Annotated in this window: 18 protein-coding genes; 7 read left to right on the top strand and 11 right to left on the bottom strand. The window is 72.0% G+C overall.

What is annotated here, in order from left to right; translation table 11 throughout:
• Positions 1 to 22: 22 nt before the first annotated feature.
• From ACEZDG_RS18710 to ACEZDG_RS18725, 4 genes are all read right to left on the bottom strand, one after another.
• On the bottom strand, positions 23 to 766 hold the full coding sequence (locus tag ACEZDG_RS18710) for a class I SAM-dependent methyltransferase (protein WP_380510645.1): 744 nt from the start codon (positions 764 to 766) through the stop codon (positions 23 to 25).
• A gap of 178 nt (positions 767 to 944) precedes the next feature.
• The gene (locus tag ACEZDG_RS18715; RefSeq protein ID WP_380510648.1) at positions 945 to 1,199 is read right to left on the bottom strand and encodes a DUF6296 family protein; all 255 of its coding nucleotides are present in this window, start codon (positions 1,197 to 1,199) and stop codon (positions 945 to 947) included.
• Between the two features lie 172 nt (positions 1,200 to 1,371).
• Entirely contained in the window at positions 1,372 to 1,815 is a 444-nt protein-coding gene (locus tag ACEZDG_RS18720) for a response regulator (RefSeq protein WP_380510651.1), read from the bottom strand.
• A complete protein-coding gene (locus tag ACEZDG_RS18725; RefSeq protein ID WP_380510653.1) occupies positions 1,815 to 2,228 on the bottom strand; it encodes a hypothetical protein in 414 nt (137 codons plus the stop codon). The genes ACEZDG_RS18720 and ACEZDG_RS18725 overlap by 1 nt, the downstream gene beginning before the upstream one ends.
• A gap of 123 nt (positions 2,229 to 2,351) precedes the next feature.
• On the opposite strand from ACEZDG_RS18725, the gene ACEZDG_RS18730 reads away from it, so the two are divergent.
• The 3 genes from ACEZDG_RS18730 (at position 2,352) to ACEZDG_RS18740 (ending at position 6,996) form a co-directional block, all read left to right on the top strand.
• Complete coding sequence (locus ACEZDG_RS18730) at positions 2,352 to 3,956, top strand: sensor histidine kinase (RefSeq protein ID WP_380510656.1); 1,605 nt, start codon at positions 2,352 to 2,354, stop codon at positions 3,954 to 3,956.
• Complete coding sequence (locus tag ACEZDG_RS18735; RefSeq protein ID WP_380510659.1) at positions 3,953 to 5,161, top strand: PP2C family protein-serine/threonine phosphatase; 1,209 nt, start codon at positions 3,953 to 3,955, stop codon at positions 5,159 to 5,161. Before ACEZDG_RS18730 ends, ACEZDG_RS18735 begins: the two co-directional genes overlap by 4 nt.
• 101 nt (positions 5,162 to 5,262) lie before the next feature.
• Complete coding sequence (locus ACEZDG_RS18740; RefSeq protein WP_380510662.1) at positions 5,263 to 6,996, top strand: AMP-binding protein; 1,734 nt, start codon at positions 5,263 to 5,265, stop codon at positions 6,994 to 6,996.
• Here the strand turns inward: ACEZDG_RS18740 and ACEZDG_RS18745 are convergent.
• The 4 genes from ACEZDG_RS18745 to ACEZDG_RS18760 all read right to left on the bottom strand — a co-directional run bounded on the left by ACEZDG_RS18745 (position 6,980) and on the right by ACEZDG_RS18760 (position 9,886).
• The gene (locus ACEZDG_RS18745; RefSeq protein WP_380510988.1) at positions 6,980 to 7,597 is read right to left on the bottom strand and encodes a TetR/AcrR family transcriptional regulator; all 618 of its coding nucleotides are present in this window, start codon (positions 7,595 to 7,597) and stop codon (positions 6,980 to 6,982) included. The genes ACEZDG_RS18740 and ACEZDG_RS18745 overlap by 17 nt on opposite strands.
• A 174-nt stretch (positions 7,598 to 7,771) precedes the next feature.
• Positions 7,772 to 8,275, bottom strand: coding sequence for a Rieske (2Fe-2S) protein (locus ACEZDG_RS18750; RefSeq protein WP_380510665.1), 504 nt, complete (start codon positions 8,273 to 8,275; stop codon positions 7,772 to 7,774).
• A gap of 155 nt (positions 8,276 to 8,430) precedes the next feature.
• On the bottom strand, positions 8,431 to 9,348 hold the full coding sequence (locus ACEZDG_RS18755) for an acyl-CoA thioesterase (protein WP_380510668.1): 918 nt from the start codon (positions 9,346 to 9,348) through the stop codon (positions 8,431 to 8,433).
• Positions 9,349 to 9,403: 55 nt separating this feature from the next.
• Positions 9,404 to 9,886 (bottom strand): pyridoxamine 5'-phosphate oxidase family protein, encoded by a 483-nt coding sequence (locus ACEZDG_RS18760; protein WP_380510671.1) that lies wholly within the window; start codon positions 9,884 to 9,886, stop codon positions 9,404 to 9,406.
• A 119-nt stretch (positions 9,887 to 10,005) separates the two neighbouring features.
• Here ACEZDG_RS18760 and ACEZDG_RS18765 point away from each other — a divergent pair, with 119 nt between their 5' ends.
• The 3 genes from ACEZDG_RS18765 (at position 10,006) to ACEZDG_RS18775 (ending at position 12,364) form a co-directional block, all read left to right on the top strand.
• The gene (locus tag ACEZDG_RS18765; RefSeq protein ID WP_380510674.1) at positions 10,006 to 10,812 is read left to right on the top strand and encodes an enoyl-CoA hydratase/isomerase family protein; all 807 of its coding nucleotides are present in this window, start codon (positions 10,006 to 10,008) and stop codon (positions 10,810 to 10,812) included.
• 114 nt (positions 10,813 to 10,926) lie between these two features.
• Positions 10,927 to 11,766, top strand: coding sequence for an alpha/beta fold hydrolase (locus ACEZDG_RS18770; RefSeq protein ID WP_380510677.1), 840 nt, complete (start codon positions 10,927 to 10,929; stop codon positions 11,764 to 11,766).
• Between the two features lie 10 nt (positions 11,767 to 11,776).
• On the top strand, positions 11,777 to 12,364 hold the full coding sequence (locus tag ACEZDG_RS18775; RefSeq protein WP_380510680.1) for a TetR/AcrR family transcriptional regulator: 588 nt from the start codon (positions 11,777 to 11,779) through the stop codon (positions 12,362 to 12,364).
• A gap of 7 nt (positions 12,365 to 12,371) precedes the next feature.
• Here the strand turns inward: ACEZDG_RS18775 and ACEZDG_RS18780 are convergent, their stop codons facing one another.
• From ACEZDG_RS18780 to ACEZDG_RS18790, 3 genes are all read right to left on the bottom strand, one after another.
• Entirely contained in the window at positions 12,372 to 12,857 is a 486-nt protein-coding gene (locus ACEZDG_RS18780; protein ID WP_380510683.1) for a hypothetical protein, read from the bottom strand.
• A 78-nt stretch (positions 12,858 to 12,935) separates the two neighbouring features.
• Complete coding sequence (locus ACEZDG_RS18785) at positions 12,936 to 13,706, bottom strand: AAA family ATPase (protein ID WP_380510686.1); 771 nt, start codon at positions 13,704 to 13,706, stop codon at positions 12,936 to 12,938.
• A gap of 59 nt (positions 13,707 to 13,765) precedes the next feature.
• On the bottom strand, positions 13,766 to 15,301 hold the full coding sequence (locus ACEZDG_RS18790) for a cellulase family glycosylhydrolase (protein WP_380510689.1): 1,536 nt from the start codon (positions 15,299 to 15,301) through the stop codon (positions 13,766 to 13,768).
• A gap of 409 nt (positions 15,302 to 15,710) precedes the next feature.
• Here ACEZDG_RS18790 and ACEZDG_RS18795 point away from each other — a divergent pair, with 409 nt between their 5' ends.
• The gene (locus ACEZDG_RS18795) at positions 15,711 to 17,945 is read left to right on the top strand and encodes a glycoside hydrolase family 6 protein (RefSeq protein WP_380510991.1); all 2,235 of its coding nucleotides are present in this window, start codon (positions 15,711 to 15,713) and stop codon (positions 17,943 to 17,945) included.
• Positions 17,946 to 18,112: the final 167 nt, after the last annotated feature.

Here is an 18,112-nt window from a genome sequence, read left to right on the forward strand (position 1 = left end):
CGGCCGCGCGGGCAGCGGCGGCTCAGAGGTGTTCGGCCACCCGGGCGGTCAGCAGCTCGCCGCGGCCCGGCGCGGCGGGGGACGGCCGGCAGACCACCCAGCCCGCGTCGGCCAGCTCCTGCCGCAGCTCCTCGCCGGCGACCGGCCAGAGGTCGAACTCCTCCCGCTCCTCGCGCAGCAGTTCCCCGTCCCGGTGCACCTGGTAGGTGTACTCCAGATGGATGTGGTCGGTCTCCGGTGTCTCGCTGAGGAACCCGGAGTAGGTGTCGTCGCCCACCGGCACCTGCGGCAGCACCTTGGTACGGGGCGCCTCCGGCAGCGCGCACGGCGGCGGGTCCACCAGCAGCAGGCCCTGCGGGCCGACCAGCCGGGCCAGCGCCGCCCAGGTGCCGTGGCGCTGGCCCGGGTCCAGCGTGGCGATGACGTTGCTGCACACGGCCAGGTCCGCCTGCGGCACGTCCTGCCTCGGCCACAGCTCCTGCACCCGCTCGGGGTGGACGGTGACCCGGGCCCGGTGCTCGGTGGGCGCGGCGGCCAGCCGGGACATCAGCAGCGCCCGCATCGCCGGATTCGGCTCGATGGCGTGCACCGGCACGGTGGCCGCCCGCGCCAGCACCTGGGTCACCAGACCGGACCCGGCCCCGACCTCGACGATCCCGCTGCGGGCCCGCCGCGCGGGGGAGGCGAACAGCCTCTCGGCCCGCTCCCGCTCGTCCCGTCCCTGCAGCACGTCGTAGAACTCGGCCGAGACCGTGTACGCGTCCATCGGAACCGTCCCTCCTGTGGTCTGTTCCCTTCTGCTTACCTTCTTTATTGCTCATAAACCGGTCATGGACCACACGGGTCACACGCGTATCACCCACCGTGCCCGGCTCCGCCCGGTGTTGCGCATGCCAAAGCGGTCCGGCCCGCTCAGCGGGACCGGACCGGGGAAGGGGACCTGCTCAGGCCGCGACGGCGCTGTCCTCCGACGGCAGCGGACGGCAGCTGATCGGGCGGCGGGGGCGCTGCCGCACGCCGGTCGCGAGCACGCGGCACTCGCCCCGGTCGCTGATCTCGGCCCGGACGGCGCCGGTCTCGTCGCTGTAGATCGGGTGCCCGCCCGGGCCCTGCGCGGCGGTGCGGCGCACGATCACCGCGGTGGCCGGGGTCCGGTCGAGAGCCGACACCGGGAAGGTCAGTTCATAGTGCGTCGTCAACTGTGCTCACCCATCCTGCTCGGGAAACCTGGGGCCAGTGGGCCGGGAGAGCGTCTGCCCCGGGTTCGGCCGTTCAACCATCGGTATACGCAACAGTGGCGCACCCGAGGACCTCCCAGGTGCACCACCGTGTTACGTCTCTGTAATGCCGCTCCGCACGGCCCCGGCGTCCTCAGGCGTCGTCGCGCGGGTTCGCGGTCACCGTGTCCAGGAAGAAGGCGTCGATGCTCTGCACCGCATGGATGAACTCGTCCAGGTTCACCGGCTTGGTGATGTAGGCGTTGGCATGCCGCCGATACGCGTCGGACACGTCGCCGGGGGAGCTGGAGGTGGTCAGCACCACCACCGGGACGACCTTCAGCTGGGGGTCCTCCTTGAGCACCGCGAGCAGCTCCTTGCCGTTCATCCGCGGCATGTTGAGGTCCAGCACGATCACGTCGGGGACGGCCAGGTCCGGGTCGCGCAGATGTTCCAGGGCCTCGACGCCGTCCTGGACCAGGGTGATCGTCCGGGCCGCGCCGAGCTGCAGCAGGGCCTCCTCGATCAGCATGGCGTCGGCGGCGTCGTCCTCGACCAGCAGGATGTCGCGGGGGCGGGCGGGGGCGAGAGCGGCCATCAGTGGCTCCGGTCGATCGGGGCGGGGTGCTGCGTGGGGGAAACGGTCCTGCGGGTGGCGGGGGCACCGCCGGTGGTGACCAGTCCCGGCCAGCGCCGACGGGCGCCCTGGCGGCTCATCGCGCAGGCCTGGCCGAGCTGGGGGTAGCCGGCTCCGGCCCGCACCGCGAGCTCGGCGGCCCGGTCCTTCTGGCGTTCCACCGCCCGCTGCAGCTGCACCAGGGCGTGCAGCCGGGCCAGTGCCTCGCCGTCGACGATCTCGTGGCTGACGGTGTCGTGGCCGGCGGTGCCCGCGTCGTACAGCGGGCGGAAGGCCCGGTCGGCCAGCCTCCTGGCCAGGTCGGCGACGGCCGCGTCGGCGATCGCCGCCATCTCTTCTTCGGAGAGCACAAGGGTGCGCGGGGTGCCGGACATGGCTGAAGACTATGCGGTGACCCCACCCGTGGACAACAGAGGTTGTCGGTGCCGGGGTAGGGTGTCCCCCGCCCGCCGCACCGGACGCGGATCACGGGCGAGACCGGGAGAGAGGTCACGGACGTGGCAGTCCGCGCCACTACTGAGCAGCAGCGCCCCTGGCGCCGCTGGACCACGCGCCAGTGGCTGCGTACCGGGGTGCTCACCGCCCTCGTGGTCCTGCTGGTCCTCGGCAGCCTCGGCGGCTGGGTGCTGCAGCAGGCGTCCTCGGAGACCTCGACCATGGTCGACCACAGTTCTCCCGCGCTGATCGAGGCGGTCCGGCTGGAGGGGGCCCTGATCAACCAGGAGACCGGGGTCCGCGGCTACGGCCTGAGCGGACAGACGGACTTCCTGAAGCCCTACACCGAGGGGCTGGCCGACCAGAAGGACGCCGTGGCCAGGCTCCGCGTCCTGCTCGCGCACGACCGCACCGCCACCGCCGACCTGGACCAGGTGCTGGCCCGGGCCGAGAGCTGGCAGGCCACGGTGGCCCGTCCGGTCGCCGCGGCCCCGGCCGGGAAGGCGGTGCCGCTGGCCGTGCTGACGGCCGATCGGGGCAAGGCCGAGTTCGACGCCATCCGCACCGCGGCGGCGGTCCAGCAGAAGCACCTCCAGCAGGAGCGCGACACCGCCCGCGCCTCCCTGGACCGGATCGACACCCTGCGCAGCTGGATCTTCACCGCCATCGCCGTGGTCATCCTGCTGCTCGCCGCCCTGGTCTTCGAGGGCCTCCGACGCGGCGTCACCACCCCGCTGGAGGTGCTGTCCGAGGACGTCCGCCGGGTCAGCGGCGGCGACTTCGAGCACCCGGTCGACGCCGCCACCGGCCCGGCCGACCTCAGGCTGCTCGCCGCCGACGTCGAGGGCATGCGCAGGCGGCTGGCCGAGGAACTGGTCTTCGCCGACCGGGCCCGGCAACTGCTCGACGACCAGGCCGCGGACCTGCGCCGGTCCAACGCGGAACTGGAGCAGTTCGCCTACGTGGCCTCGCACGACCTGCAGGAGCCGCTGCGCAAGGTCGCCAGCTTCTGCCAGCTGCTGCAGCGCCGCTACGCGGACAAGCTGGACGAGCGCGCCGACCAGTACATCGCCTTCGCGGTGGACGGCGCCAACCGGATGCAGACCCTGATCAACGACCTGCTGGCGTTCTCCCGGGTGGGCCGGGTCAACACCTCCTACGCCGCGGTGGACCTCGGCGAGATCCTGGACCGGACCCTGGACGCGGTCGCCCTCGCGGTCGAGGAGTCCGGCGCCGAGATCACCCACGACCCGCTGCCCACCCTGACCGTGGACCCCACCCAGATGGGGATGCTGCTGCAGAACCTGATCACCAACGCGATCAAGTTCCGCGCCCCGGACCGCCCGCCGCGGATCCACGTCTCCGCCGAGCGCGGCGAGGACCTGTGGCGGTTCGCGGTCACCGACAACGGCATCGGCATCAGCCCCGAGTACGCGGACCGGGTGTTCGTGATCTTCCAGCGGCTGCACACCCGTGACGCCTATCCCGGCAACGGCATCGGACTGGCCATGTGCAAGAAGATCGTCGAGTACCACGGCGGCACCATCGAGGTCGACCCCGACCGCGCCTCCGGCACCCGGATCAGCTTCACCCTGCCGCTGGAACCGCCGGCGTCCCTGGTCGCCGCCACCGCCGAGCTCACCGGCGCCGCGGAGCCGCAGCCATGAGTTCCGACGCCCTCACCACACCGATCCGCACCCCCGGCAGCGACGCCGAGAACTACAGCATCCTGCTGGTCGAGGACGACCCCGGGGACGCCCTGCTGGTCGAGGAACTCCTCCGGGACACCGACATCGCCCACACCCTGAGCTGGAAGCAGACCATGGCCGAGGCCCTGGCCGAGCTGGCCAGGACCGCCCCCGACTGCGTCCTGCTCGACCTGCACCTGCCCGACGCCTCAGGGATCAGGGCGGTCCGCACCGTGGAGGAGGCCTGCCCCGGCGCCGCCGTGATCGTCCTCACCGGCCTCGCCGAATCCCGGGCCGGCGCCCTGGCGGTGGCCAACGGGGCCCAGGACTACCTGGTCAAGGGATCGGTCGGACCGGAACTGCTGCAGCGGGTGCTGCGCTACGCGGTGCACCGCAAGAACGCCGAGCGGGCCAGCGCCGAACTGCGCGAGAACCGGATCCACGCCCGGGAGAACGCCCGGCTCGAGCGCGGGCTGCTGCCCGCCCCGCTGCTGCGGACCGACGCGGTCGTGCCGACCAGCCGCTACCTGCCCGGCCGCGAACGGGCGCTGCTCGGCGGCGACTTCCTCGATGTGGTGCAGACCGCGGACGGCATCGTGCACGCGGTGATCGGCGACGTCAGCGGACACGGTCCGGACGAGGCCGCGCTCGGCGTCTGCCTGCGGATCGCCTGGCGGGCCCTGATCCTGGCCGGGCACCGCGGCGTGGACCTGCTGGACCTGCTGGAACAGGTACTGATCGCGGAGCGCCCGCGCAGCGAGATGTTCGCCACCTGCTCCACCGTCACCCTGGACCCGGCCGCGCGCTCCGCGGTGCTCTACCACGCCGGGCACCACGAGCCGCTGCTCATCGACTCCGCCGGGGCCCGGCCCCCGGAGGTGCGGCACGGCATCGCGCTCGGCCTGCTGCCCGGTGGCCGCAGCTGGAACGCCAGCGGGCTGCGCCTGCCCGAGGCGGGGGCGCTGATGCTCTTCACCGACGGCCTGATCGAGGGCTACGACGGCCTCGGCGACCACCGCCTGGGCACCGCCGGACTGGTCCGACTCGTGGACGGGGCCCGCGACCGCGCCGCCGAACCGCTGCTCGACCACCTGGTCCGCACCACCCAGCGGCTCAACGCCGGCCGCCACGCCGACGACCTCGCCATCCTCCACCTCGCCTGGGGCGCCAAGCCGGAAGCGTGAGCGGGACCGGCTCAGCCGTTCCCCTTGTGCCCTCGTCCCCGTAGCGGTATCAACGCTATGAACTGACGGAGCGTCAGAAGCGGTGGACGGGGTGGACCGTGATGCCTGGAACCGAGCGGCAGGCGACTCTGGTCGGGGCGATCCTGGCGCAACGCGGCCGGCACCGGCCCGGCCTGGTCGGCGAGGGCTTCACCCGAAGCCACGACGAGGTGTTCCGCGCCGCCTGCGCCCGGGCCGCGCTGGTCACCGCGCTGCTCGCCGACCGGCGCCGGCGCCACCCCGACGTGCGGCCCCATGTCGGCCTGCTGCTGGACAACACCCCCGAGTACGTCTACTGGCTCCAGGCCTGCGCCCTCGCCGGGGCCACCGCGGTCGGCATCAACCCCACCCGCCGCGGCCCGGACCTGCGCCGCGACATCCAGCACACCGACTGCGCCCTGGTGGTCACCGAGGCGGCCCGGCGCCCGCTGCTGGACGGCCTCGGCCTGCCGATGCCGGTGCTCGACAGCGACAGCCCCGACTACTCCGCCCTGCTCGCCGACCACCTGGACGCCGCCGCGCCGGCCCTGCCGCCCGCGCCGGAGACCCGGATCCTGCTCACCTTCACCTCCGGCAGCACCGGTGCCCCGAAGGCGGTCATCTGCAGCCAGCGGCGGCTGGCCCGGGCCGGGGAGAAGCTGTGCCAGATGTTCGGACTGACCGCCGAGGACACCGGCTACGCCTGCATGCCGCTGTTCCACGGCAACGCCACCATGGCCCTGTGGGCCCCGATGCTGCTGGCCGGCGGCACGGTCGCGCTCCGCCGCAGCTTCTCCGCCTCGCACTTCCTGGACGATGTGCGCCGCTACCGGGCCGGATACTTCACCTATGTCGGCCGCGCCGTCTCCTACGTCCTGGCCACCGACCCGCGCCCGGACGACGCCGAGAGCCCGCTGCGGCTCGGCTTCGGCACCGAGGCCGGGGCGGTGGACGCCGACCGCTTCCAGCGGCGCTTCGGCTGCCGCCTGGTCGAGGGCTACGGCTCCTCCGAGGGCGGCTGCAACCTGCGGCAGGACCCGGCCGCCCCGCCCGGCGCGGTCGGCCGGGCCGGTTCGGGCCCCGGTGACGACCTGGCCGTGGTGGACCCGGAGACCGGGGCCGAGTGCCCGCGCTCCCGCTTCGACGCCACCGGCCGCCTGGTCAACGGCGCCGAGGCGATCGGCGAACTGGTCAACCGCACCGCCCGGGCCGGCTTCGAGGGCTACTGGCGCAACCCCGAGGCGGGCGCGGCCCGTACCCGCGACGGCTGGTACTGGACCGGCGACCTGTTCCACCGCGACGCCGAGGGCTGGTTCCGCTTCGCCGGGCGCAGCGCCGACTGGCTCCGGGTGGACAGCGAGAACCTGGCCGTGGCCGACATCGAGAACATCCTCGGCCGCTGGGACGCCGCCGAGGCGGTCGCGGTCTACGCCGTCCCCGACCCGGTGGCGGGGGACCAGGTGATGGCCGCGGTACAGCTCCGCCCCGGGCACTCCGCCGGGCCCGCCGACGCCCCCGCCCTGGCCGCCGCGCTCGCGGAGTTCCTCGCCGCCCAGCCCGACCTGGGCACCAAGATGCCCCCGCGCTTCGTCCGCTTCGTCCGGACCATGCCCGCCACCGCGACCCACAAGACCGCCAAGGCGGAACTGCGGGCGGCCCGCTGGTCGCTGTCCGGCGACCTGGTGCTCTGGCGGCCCTACGGCGCGGCGCGCGCGACCTCGGCCGGGTACCGGCCGCTCACCGCCCAGGACGTGGAGAAGCTGCACGCCCGCTTCGCCGAGCACGGGCGCACCGAGCTGCTCAGCCCGGAGCGCTGACCGGCGACCCCACGGCGACCGCGGCGACCGTGCTGTACGGGGCCAGCACCAGCCGGATCACCTCCTCCAGCCGCAGATAGGCGTCGCCGAGCGTGCTGCGCCCGGTCACCCAGGCCACCAGCTCGCTCTGCCAGGCGGAGTCGATGATGTGCGGCAGCACGCTGCGCGCCGCGAGCGGCACCTCCGGCATCACCGCCAGCAGCGAGGCGCGTCCGGCGTTGGCCATCGCGTCCACCGCCTCGCTGGCGAACGGGTCGGTGGAGACGGTCACCGCCACCAGCAGATGGGCGAGGTGCGGCTGCCGCTGGAAGGCCCGCATGCCCCGGTGCACAAATCTGACCACCCGCTCGGTGCCGCCGAGCGGCGCGGAGGTCGCGCGCAGTTCGGCGGCCAGGTCGCTCATCAGCATGCCCCGCCAGTCGGACACGGCGGCGGCGAGCAGATGGTCCTTGGAGGAGAAGTACCGGTAGGTCGTCCCGAGGGCGACCCCTGAGCGTTCGCTCACCTGTTTCATCTGTACGCGCTCGACGCCGATCTCGGCGACCAGATCGATCGCGGCTCTGATCAGGTGTTTGCGGCGTTCCAATTGGCGGGGAGACATAGCCTCGACCGGCCGTGGGGACAGGTCTACCTTGGACACCCCGCCATGGTACCGGGAACGGTGTTGCAGGTGTATGACACCGGATCAGATCACCATACCGGTGTGGACCTGACATGCCGGTCCACACCGGTGAAACGGTGTTCTCGTTCCCTGGCGGAGCGGTCAGCGGGAGGGTCAGGAGGAGAGCGTGATCTCCCCGTTCGCCACGCTGATGGTCTCCGGCGCCAGCGGGGACGGGGCCGGACCGCGGGCCACCGTGCCGTCGGTGATGTGGTACTGGCTGCCGTGGCAGGGGCAGTTGATGGTGCCGCCGGAGACACTTCCGACGGTGCAGCCCATATGCGTACAGACCGCTGTGAACGCCTTGAACTCGCCGGCCTTCGGCTGGGTCACCACGACCTTCTCGGCGGTGAACACCTTGCCGCCGCCGACCGGCACCTCGGAGGTGGCCCCGAGCGCGGTTCCGCCGCCGCCGGCGGCGCTGCCGGCCGGGGCCGGCGCCGTGGACGGGGCCGAGTCGGCCGCGCTCGGTGACGCCTGGTCGGTCGGTGCCGCGGCGGTCGTGCTGCCCCCGCTCGAACCGCAGGCGGTGAGCGCGACACCGATTCCGGCGACTCCCACTCCGGCGAGGACGGTACGGCGGGGGTGGGTGATGACGCGGGGCGCTTCGTCGGACATGTCTACTCCCGGCAGAGCTGAGGGGGGAGGGGCGAGAGTTTCGCCCGTCCTCTGTCAAAGCCTTTGTACGCGTTCCGCCGCCGAAGGGTTCAGTGTGCCGCAGGATTCAGGCCACGGACCGACCCGGTCCAGCTCCCGGCCGGGTCGGTGCCGGGTCAGTGCTGCCGCTTCTCCCTGATCAGCGCCTCCTGCACCACAGAGGCCACCAGCAGCCCCTCCCGGGTGTAGAACTCGCCGTGCGCCAGCCCCCGTCCGTCCGAGGAGGTGGGGCTGCGCTGCGCGAACAGCAGCCACTCGTCCGCCCGGAACGGCCGGTGGAACCACATCGCGTGGTCCAGCGAGGCCAGGCTGACCGTCGGCGGCCCGGTGCGCCGGGAGCGGGGCAGCTGCAGGTGCAGCGCGGCGGTCGAGGCCAGCGTCAGGTCCGACAGGTAGGCCAGCGCGCACACATGCAGCAGCGGATCGTCCGCGGGCAGCTTGGACGCCGACTTCAGCCAGACGAACTGCTCCTCCACCCCCGCGGCCCGCCCGGGGAGCCCCTCGGAGCCCGGCGGCACGGTGCGCATCTCCAGGGTCAGCCGGCCGGTGGAGGCCCAGTAGTTCTCCGGGTCGGTGCTGCCGGCCTTGGCCCAGTCCGCATAGGGGTCGGGCAGCCGCTCCGGGTCGGGCAGCACCGGCATGGCCCGCTGCCGGTCCGGCCCCGGCTCCGGCTTCTTGAACGAGGCGGACAGGGTGAACACCGCCTCCCCGCGCTGGATCGCGGTCACCCGGCGGGTGGTGTAGGAATGACCGTCGCGCAGCCGCTCCACCTCGTAGACCAGCGGGCGGCGCGGATCGCCGGGGCGCATGAAGTAGCTGTGCAGCGAGTGCACCAGCCGTCCCGGTTCCACCGTCCGCCCGGCCGCGACCAGGGCCTGCGCCGCGACCTGGCCGCCGAAGGCCCGCAGCGGCGCGCCCGCGTGGCACCAGCCGCGGAACAGGTTGAGGTCGATGTCGTCCAACCGCAGCAGATCCACGAAGCCGGAGATCACCCCGGCCGCGTCGGGATGGTCGGCCTGCACTGCTTCGTCCATGCTGACATCGTTTCAGACCGCGGCACGGAAACCGCTGAAACCGCTGTGACCTGCGTTACCTTGTGAAGTCGCCGCTGAGTCTGGCGAAGTCCCAGCTGGTGAGGGTGTCCGGGTCCAGTCGCAGCCAGGCGTGCCGCCCGTCGTGGAACATCACCTCGCCGAACCCGTACTTCTCCGCGAAGAGCTTCTCCGCCCCGGCCAGGTCGGCCGCTCCCCGGTACGGGAGCCCGGTCCGCGGCACCTCGGCCACCTGCCGCACGCTGCCGGTCAGCTCCACCCCGCGGAGCTCCCCGTACTCCTCGCCGGCGTCGACCACGACGGCCACCCGGGGGTCGTGCTGCAACTCGGCCCAGCGCCGGCTCCTGGTGATCGAGTAGAGCCAGAGCGCGGACCCGTCCCAGACGAACCACAGCGGCGTCACATGCGGCCGCCCGTCCGCCGAGACCGTGGCGATCCGGCAGGTCCGCTGCCCGCGCAGGAACGCGTCCCGCTGCTCCGGGTCCATCATCACCCGCCGGCTGTGCCGCTGTTCGCGCATCCCCGCCCCTTCGCCCTTCGCTCTTCCCTCTGCCCCGGCAACCAAGTAGAACGTGTTCTGATTCTATCCGCCAGACCCGTGCGGCCAGACCCGTGCAGCAGCCACGACCGGAGGCCCCCGTGCCGTTCACGACCCTGCGCTACGAACTGCGCGACCACGTCGCCCAGGTCACCCTGGACCGGCCGGAGGTCCACAACGCCTTCGACCTGGCGATGATGCGCGAACTCCGCACCCTGTGGCGCGACTTGCGCGAGGACGACGAGGTCCGCGCGGTCGTGCTCACCGGCGCGGGCGACCGCGCCTTCTGCACCGGCGTCGACCGCACCGCGCTGGACGACCCCGACCTGCCGATCGGCACCCGCGGCGGCACCCCGCTGCACTTCGACGACCCGGGTGACTGGATCAGCCCCAAGACCGCGGGCGACCTCTGGAAGCCGGTTGTCGCCGCCGTCAACGGCATGGCCTGCGGCGGTGCGTTCTACCTGCTCGGACAGGTGGAGTTCATCATCGCCGCCGACCACGCCACCTTCTTCGACCCGCACACCAGCTACGGCATGGCCTCGGTCTTCGAGTCCATGGCGATGCTGCAGCGGATGCCGCTCGGCGAGGTGATGCGGATGCAGCTCACCGGCGCGTACGAGCGGCTGTCCGCGCAGCGGGCCCATCAGATCGGCCTGGTCCAGGAGGTGGTCCCGGCGGCCCAACTGCTGGACGCCGCCTGGCGGGTGGCCACCGCCATCGCCTCGCAGCCGCCGCTCGCGGTCCAGGCCACCCTGCGCGCCGTCTGGTACGCCCAGGAGCTGGGCTACCGGCAGGCGCTGGAGGTGGGCAAGACCCTGGTCCAGCTGGGCAACGACCCCGCCTCCCTGGCCGAGGGGCAGGCCGCCTTCGCCTCGGGTGTGCGCACTCCCTGGCGGCTGCGCTGACTGGGGGCCGCGCTGACTGGCGGCTGCGCCGGGTCGATTGACAGTCAAAGCTAATCGCATTAGCTTTATGGCTATCGGGACTCAGCAACGCAGTCCCGCACCCCGGAGGCCATCATGAGCAGCACCACCCAGTTCCTGGAGATCCCCCGCGCCGACGGCAGCACCGGCCGCATCGCCTACGACGACCAGGGCACCGGGCCGCTCGCCCTGCTGGCCCCCGGCATGGGCGACGTCCGTGCCACCTTCCGCTTCCTCACCCCGCTGCTGCTCGCGGCCGGCTACCGGGTGGTCACCACCGACTACCGCGGCATGGGCGAGTCCGACACCGGCTGGGCGGAGTACAGCTCCGAGGCCACCGGCCGGGACCTGGCCGCCCTGCTCCAGCACCTGGACGCCGGACCCGCGCTGCTCTACGGCAACAGCTACTCCGCCGCCTCCGCCGTGCACGTGGCCGCCGACCACCCCGAACTGCTGCGCGGCGTGGTGCTGGCCGGCGCCTTCGTCCGCGACGCGCCGGCCAATCTGACCGGGAGGATCGCCACCTTCCTGATCAGCCGTCCGCTGCTGACCCGGCCGGTCTGGTTCGCCTGGTGGCCGAACATGTTCCCGAAGCGCCCCGCCGACTACGCCGAGTACCTGGCCGCGGTGAAGGCGAACCTCAAGGAGCCCGGTCGCACCAAGGCCTACGCCCAGATGTGCGGCGGCACCCACAGCCCGGCCGAGGCGAAGCTGCCCGCGGCGAAGGGCTCCGGAGTGCCGGTGCTGGTGCTCATGGGCACCGCCGACAAGGACTTCCCCGACGCCGTGGCCGAGGCGAACTGGGTCGGCGAGCAGCTCGGCGCCCCGGTCGAACTGCTGGACGGCGGCGGCCACCACCCCCAGGTGGATGCTCCCGAGCAGGTCAGAGACCTTATCCTGGGTTTCGACCCGCAGTCTCCCGCTGCGGCGAAGTGAGGGCGGCCCGATGGCGAGGGCAGGACTGACCCCGACGATCGTGACCAGGTACGCGCTGGAGGTGCTGGACGACGCCGGCCCCGGCGGACTGACCCTCAAGGCCGTCGCCGAGCGCGCCGGGGTCGCCCCGCCTTCGCTCTACAAGCACGTACGCAGCCTCGACGACCTCCGCGCGCTGATGACCGTTCAGGTCCTGGAGCAGGCGTCCGACCGGATCGGCTCCGCGGTGATGGGCCTGGCCGGGGACGACGCCCTGCGGGCCTTCCTCGGCGCGTTCCGCGGCTACGCCGCCGAGTACCCGCACCGCCACGCGCTGATAGAGGCCCCGGTCGGCGGCGGCTCCCACAGCGACGAGGTGGAGGCCGCCGCCGGCCGGCTGGTGGAGATCGCCTTCGCCACCGTCCGCGGCTACGGCCTCGAAGGGGACGACCTGATCCACGCGGTCAGGGTGCTGCGGGCCACCATCGTCGGCTTCGTCGCCCTCGAACTCGGCCAGGGCTACCAGCTGCCCACCGACCTCGACGCCAGCTTCGCCTTCCTCACGGACCTGCTGGCCACCGGCCTCACCCGCCGCGCCGCGCGGGGCGACAGGCCCTGAGGCCCCGTCACTGCTGCGGGTTGTCCTGGGACGGGTTCCAGCCGACCGCGACCGCCCAGGTCACCCCGGAGTCGGCGGTGACGCTGAGCCGGGCCGAGGCCTGCGCGTCGGGCGACGTGTGGATGTCGACCTGTCCGCTCGGACGGGCTGAGCAATCGGCGGTGTAGGTGACGAATCCGGTGTCGACCGTCACGCGGCCGACGCCCTCGCACTCCATGGACACCTCGATCGTGCCCGGCGCGATCTTCTTCGGCAGGTCCTGCTGCCGTCCGCCGGTCTGCTTCCCGGTGCTGACCAGCACCTTGTCACCGCCCAGAGCCGCTGCGGGGTCGTGCCACCCGGCGTAGGCGACCGGGGCGGCCGACGCGGGGGCGTGGATCGCCCGGTGTGTCGGCGCGGAGGCGTGCGAGTGAGTGTGCGAACTGCAGCCGCTCAGCGCCATCGCTGCGGCGAGACAGCCGAGCAGTATCCGCCGAGGCCTGGTACCCGTCATCTGATCCCCCGTGAAAAACCGGTCCGGTGCTCCGGACCACTCTCCAGCGCAGGATCGCACAGCAACGATCCGGTCCGCTCAGGATTCGAGCAGGGAGCGCAGGAAGCGGTCCGGGGCCGCCAGGAATTCACGGGTGAGGCGTACCGGCAGGGCCTGGTCGAAGTCCACCCGCTCGATCGAGCCATCGTCGCCGATCTCCAGGATGGTGGCGCCGGGCAGCGCCAGCAGGACCGGGGAGTGGGTGGCGACCAGCAGTTGGCTGCCCTGGGCGACCAGCTCGTGCATCCGGGACAGCAGGGCCAGGCAGCCGCGCACCGACAGCGCCGCCTCCGGCTCGTCCAGCAGGTAGAGGCCCTCGGGGCCGAAGCGGTTGACCGCCAGGTCGAGGAAGGACTCGCCGTGCGAGCGCTCGTGCGGTGAGACGCCGCCGTAGGAGTCGAGCAGCGGCCGGCCGAATCCGCCGCCCTCGCGGTCGAGCCGCTCGATCTCGCTGGCGACGTTGTAGTACGACTCGGCCCGCAGAAAGAACTCGGTGCGTGGTTTGTGGACGCCCCAGGTCAGTCGGAGGTGCTCGCCGAGCGGTGACTCGCTGGCTCGGGTGGCGAAGCGGAAGTTCCTGCTGCCGCCCTCCGGGTTGAACCCGGCGGCCACGGCGACCGCCTCGACCAGGGTGGACTTGCCGGTGCCGTTCTCGCCGACCAGGAAGGTCACCCCCGGCCCGAGGACGACCCCGCCGGACCGGGCCAGCCCGGCGACGGCGGGCAGGGCGAAGGGGTAGCCGCCGGTCCGGGAGGCGTCCACGGCGTCGAGGCGGAACTGTCGGATGAACCTGCCTGGCGGACGCGTCATCCCCCGATGATCCCGTGGTGGGACGATGTCCGTCCAGGCAGGTCCGCCGCCTGGGGGCGTCAGCCGAGCGTGGCCAGGTGCGCCTTGAAGCCCGCGCCGTAGGCGGTGGCGGTTCCGTCGTAGCTGCTGATCAGGGACGGCCCCGAGCTGCAGTCCCAGGTGTTCCAGGTCCAGGCCAGGTACGAGGCGCCCTGGCTGTCCAGCCAGGGGAGCAGCGAGTCCAGGTAGCCGTGGGCGCAGTCGTTCTCGCCGAGCTCACCGGTCACCAGCGGGACCTTGGCGATCACCGGTGCGATCTGGCTGGTCCAGCAGGAGCTGTTGCCGCAGGTGTTGAAGTTGTAGGAGTGCCAGGAGGCGACCAGGTTGTGGTCCGGGTCGGTCGGCTCGTAGGCCAGCCACTGGGTGAGGTCGTTGGAGTAGGCGAGGCCGCCGAGCATCAGCACATTGTCGGCCCCGGTGCCGCGCACCGCGTTGACCATCGACTGCATGCCGGCCACCTGGTAGCTGATGCCGGGGCAGCTGCCGCCGTCGCGCCAGCAGGTCCAGGCCTGGGCGGCGGTGCTGGTGGCCCGGTCCGGGTAGGGCTCGTTGAAGAGGTCGAAGACGGTGGAGTCGTCACCCTTGAAGGTGTTGGCGACCGAGGTCCAGAACGGGATCGCCCCGGCGGCGTCCGGCATCGGCTTCTGGCAGGTCGCGGTGGCGCTGGTGCAGGCGGAGGAGTTGCCGGTGTAGACGCCGTCGGTCCAGTGCAGGTCCAGGATGGCGACCATGCCGTTCTGGTGCAGCAGCGAGACGTAGTTCTTGATCGCGGTGATGTAGTTGCTGCCCGCGTAGGCGGCCTGGACGTTGGACTCGGCCAGCCAGCAGTCCTCGTTCAGCGGCACCCGGACCGCCTTGACGTGCCAGGACGCCATCGCGGCGACGGACGCCTGGTCCACCGGGCCGTCGAAGATCCCGGTGCCCTGGACACAGGCGAACTCGGCGCCGGAGCGGTTCACCCCGTGCAGGGTGACGGTGCTGCCGGCGGCGTCCGCCAGTTTGTTGCCGGAGACGTGCAGCTGCGGCGCGCCGGTGGGGGTGGGCGTGCCGGTGGGAGTCGGCGTGGGCGTCGGCGTCGGGGTGGGTGTCGGAGTCGGAGTCGGTGTGGGTGTGGGCGTCGGGGTCGGGGTCGGCGTCGACTGCGGGCCGCAGGCCACACCGTTGACCGCGAACGAGGTCGGGGCCGAATTCGTCCCGGAATAGCCGAAGTTGGCGTCGGTGGTGTACTGGCCGCCGGCCGCGATACTGGCGGCCCAGCTCGGCGCGGTGACCGTGACATTCCGTCCGGACTGCGACCAGGTGCCGTTCCAGCCGCTCTGCAGCGTCTGGTTGCCGGTGGTGGTGTAGGTCAGGGTCCAGTTGCCGAGGGCGGTGGTTCCGGTGTCGCTGATGGTGACGGCGGCGGTGAAGCCGCTCTGCCAGTCGTTGCTGACGGCATAGCTGACGCTGCAGCTGGGGCCCGTGGCGGCGGAGGTGGAGGCTGCCAGGGGGATCAGCGCCGCGGTGAGCCCGAGGGCGGCGGCGGAGATGCCGAGCAGTGTGGTTCGGGATCGCATGGAGTGCACCCGTCTCTGTCTGGTGGTGGGGTGCGCTCACTGGTTGCCAGGCGCCAAGGTAGCTGACCGGGCCGCTTCGTGACAGCCCATCAGCTTGACTTTTCTGCTCATGGTCAAAGGTCTTGACGCGCCGTCGGAGCGAGCCCACTATCGGGAGCGCTCCCACTGGTTGCCGCCGTCCGTCGTGGCGTTCAGGTTGCTTTGCCATGCCGGACAGACAAGAGGGAGCAGGGATGTCCCCTGCCATGACTGGGAGCGCTCCCAGTCATTCCCACAGAAAGTGATCACGATCCACCCCACCCGAAAGGACCGTGAAGTGCCGCACCTGCCCCGCACCGCCAGCTCGAGAAGGTTCAGTACGGCGGGCCGCCTCCGAGCGGCTGCCGCCGTGACCGCCCTCGGCGCGGCCATGCTCGTCCCCATCGCCGCGACCCAGTCCGCGAACGCGGCGGTCGTCCATGTGGCCAACCCGTATGCGGGATCCACGCCCTACCTCAACCCCGACTACGTGGCCGAGGTGAACGCCCAGGCCAGTGCGGACGGCGGTACGACCGGTACGACCGAGGCCAAGGTGGCGAGCAGTCAGACCGCGATCTGGATGGACCATATCGGCGCCATCGCCGGCGACAGCACCCACCGGGGCCTGAAGGCCCAGCTGGACCTGGCCGAGTCCCAGGCCGCCGGCAGTTCCACCCCGGTGCTGTTCGAGGTGGTCATCTATGACCTCCCCGGACGCGACTGCGCCGCCCTGGCCTCCAACGGCGAGATCCCCGCCACCGCGGCCGGGCTGACCGAGTACGAGTCGCAGTACGTCGACCCGATCGCGGCGCTGCTGGGCAGCAGCACCTACAGCAACCTGCGGATCTCGACCATCATCGAGCCCGACTCGCTGCCCAACGCGGTCACCAACCAGAGCAAGCCGGCCTGTGCCACGGCCACCCCCTACTACGAGTCCGGGGTCGAGTACACGCTCAACAAGCTGCACGCCATCCCCAACGTCTACACCTACCTGGACATCGGCCACTCCGGCTGGCTCGGCTGGTCCAGCAACATGGGCCCGGCGGCGCAGGAGTTCGCCAAGGTCGCCAAGGCCACCACGGCGGGCTTCGCCAGCGTCGACGGCTTCATCAGCAACACGGCCAACACCACGCCCACCGATGAGCCGTTCCTCCCCAACACCACGCTCCAGGTCGGCGGCCAGCCGCTGGACTCGGCGAACTTCTACCAGTACAACCCGTACTTCGACGAGCACACCTACGACGAGGCCATGCATGCCTCGATGGTCTCGGCGGGCTTCCCGAGCTCGGTGGGCATGCTCATCGACACCTCGCGCAACGGCTGGGGCGGATCCGCCCGGCCGACCGCGCTGAACTCCACCCCGACCAATGTGAACGCCTATGTGGCGGCGAACAAGGTCGACCAGCGGCCGTTCCGCGGTGACTGGTGCAACGTCAACGGCGCCGGCATCGGCTACCGGCCGACGGCCCAGCCGTACGGGGCGAGCGACCCGATCATCGCCTATGTCTGGGTCAAGCCTCCGGGCGAGTCCGACGGCGACTACCCCAGCGGGACGCACACCCACGGCGACCCGCACTGCGACCCCAATGGCACGCAGACGGACGGCAACGGCGGCACCTACCCGACCGACGCCATCCCGGGTTACGACGTCCCGGCCGGCAACTGGTTCGCCGCGCAGTTCCAGCAGCTGGTCGCCAACGCCTACCCGGCGCTGGGCAGCACCGGCGGCGGCACCGACACCACCGCCCCGTCCGTCCCGACCGGCCTGCGGGTCACCGGGACGACCAGCAGCAGTGTCTCGCTGTCCTGGACGGCGTCGACCGACAATGTGGGTGTGACCGGGTACGCGGTGTACCGGGGCTCCACCAAGGTGGCCACGGTGACCTCGGGGACGACCTACACCGACACCGGGCTGACCGCGTCCACCGCGTACAGCTACACGGTGACCGCGCAGGACGCGGCGGGCAATGTCTCGGCGGCCTCCGCCGCGGTGACCGGCACCACCGCGAGCTCCGGCGGCGGCACGGACACCACCCCGCCCTCGGTTCCGGCGGGTCTGACCGTGACCGGGACGACCAGCAGCAGTGTGTCGCTGTCCTGGTCGGCATCGACCGACAATGTGGGTGTGACCGGGTACGCGGTGTACCGGGGCTCCACCAAGGTGGCCACGGTGACCTCGGGGACGACCTACACGGACACCGGGCTGACCGCGTCCACGGCGTACAGCTACACGGTGACCGCGCAGGACGCGGCCGGCAATGTCTCGGCGGCCTCCGCCGCGGTGACCGGTACCACCGCGAGCTCCGGCGGCGGCACCGGCAGCAGCGGCTGCACGGCGGTCTACAGCATCAGCAGTGACTGGGGCGCGGGCTTCAACGCCAATGTCACCGTCACCAACACCGGCACGGCCGCCACCCAGTCCTGGAAGGTCACCTGGACCTGGGCCGGCAACCAGGCGATCTCCAACATGTGGAACGCCAGTTACACCCAGTCCGGCAAGGCGGTGACGGCCAACAACGCCGCCTACAACAATGTGATCGCCCCCGGAGGGAACACCAGCTTCGGCTTCGGTGCCAACTACTCGGGCACCAACACCGCACCGACGCTGACCTGCACCGCGGGGTGAGCTGACGGCTGCCGGCAGGACCGGGGCCGGTACCGCGGGTGACCGCGGTACCGGCCCCACCGCATTTGTGCGGGCATGATCACGCGGATGCGGGAGTGCCGGGCGAGGGCGGATGTAGTGTGGGCCCCGCACACGGCCTCCCGGCCCCCGCGGCCGCTCAGGGAACT

Origin of the sequence: Streptacidiphilus alkalitolerans (assembly GCF_042511045.1) — a bacterium.
Lineage (GTDB): Bacteria > Actinomycetota > Actinomycetes > Streptomycetales > Streptomycetaceae > Streptacidiphilus > Streptacidiphilus alkalitolerans.

Bases quoted from the DNA above. Each gene is read 5' to 3' on its own strand.
- ACEZDG_RS18795 (WP_380510991.1), top strand. From the start codon at position 15,711: ATGCTCGTCCCCATCGCCGCGACCCAGTCCGCGAACGCGGCGGTCGTC.
- ACEZDG_RS18790 (WP_380510689.1), bottom strand. From the start codon at position 15,301: ATGCGATCCCGAACCACACTGCTCGGCATCTCCGCCGCCGCCCTCGGG.
- ACEZDG_RS18740 (WP_380510662.1), top strand. From the start codon at position 5,263: ATGCCTGGAACCGAGCGGCAGGCGACTCTGGTCGGGGCGATCCTGGCG.
- ACEZDG_RS18760 (WP_380510671.1), bottom strand. From the start codon at position 9,886: ATGCGCGAACAGCGGCACAGCCGGCGGGTGATGATGGACCCGGAGCAG.
- ACEZDG_RS18735 (WP_380510659.1), top strand. From the start codon at position 3,953: ATGAGTTCCGACGCCCTCACCACACCGATCCGCACCCCCGGCAGCGAC.
- ACEZDG_RS18725 (WP_380510653.1), bottom strand. From the start codon at position 2,228: ATGTCCGGCACCCCGCGCACCCTTGTGCTCTCCGAAGAAGAGATGGCG.
- ACEZDG_RS18750 (WP_380510665.1), bottom strand. From the start codon at position 8,275: ATGTCCGACGAAGCGCCCCGCGTCATCACCCACCCCCGCCGTACCGTC.
- ACEZDG_RS18720 (WP_380510651.1), bottom strand. From the start codon at position 1,815: ATGGCCGCTCTCGCCCCCGCCCGCCCCCGCGACATCCTGCTGGTCGAG.
- ACEZDG_RS18785 (WP_380510686.1), bottom strand. From the start codon at position 13,706: ATGACGCGTCCGCCAGGCAGGTTCATCCGACAGTTCCGCCTCGACGCC.
- ACEZDG_RS18770 (WP_380510677.1), top strand. From the start codon at position 10,927: ATGAGCAGCACCACCCAGTTCCTGGAGATCCCCCGCGCCGACGGCAGC.
- ACEZDG_RS18775 (WP_380510680.1), top strand. From the start codon at position 11,777: ATGGCGAGGGCAGGACTGACCCCGACGATCGTGACCAGGTACGCGCTG.
- ACEZDG_RS18780 (WP_380510683.1), bottom strand. From the start codon at position 12,857: ATGACGGGTACCAGGCCTCGGCGGATACTGCTCGGCTGTCTCGCCGCA.
- ACEZDG_RS18755 (WP_380510668.1), bottom strand. From the start codon at position 9,348: ATGGACGAAGCAGTGCAGGCCGACCATCCCGACGCGGCCGGGGTGATC.
- ACEZDG_RS18710 (WP_380510645.1), bottom strand. From the start codon at position 766: ATGGACGCGTACACGGTCTCGGCCGAGTTCTACGACGTGCTGCAGGGA.
- ACEZDG_RS18745 (WP_380510988.1), bottom strand. From the start codon at position 7,597: ATGTCTCCCCGCCAATTGGAACGCCGCAAACACCTGATCAGAGCCGCG.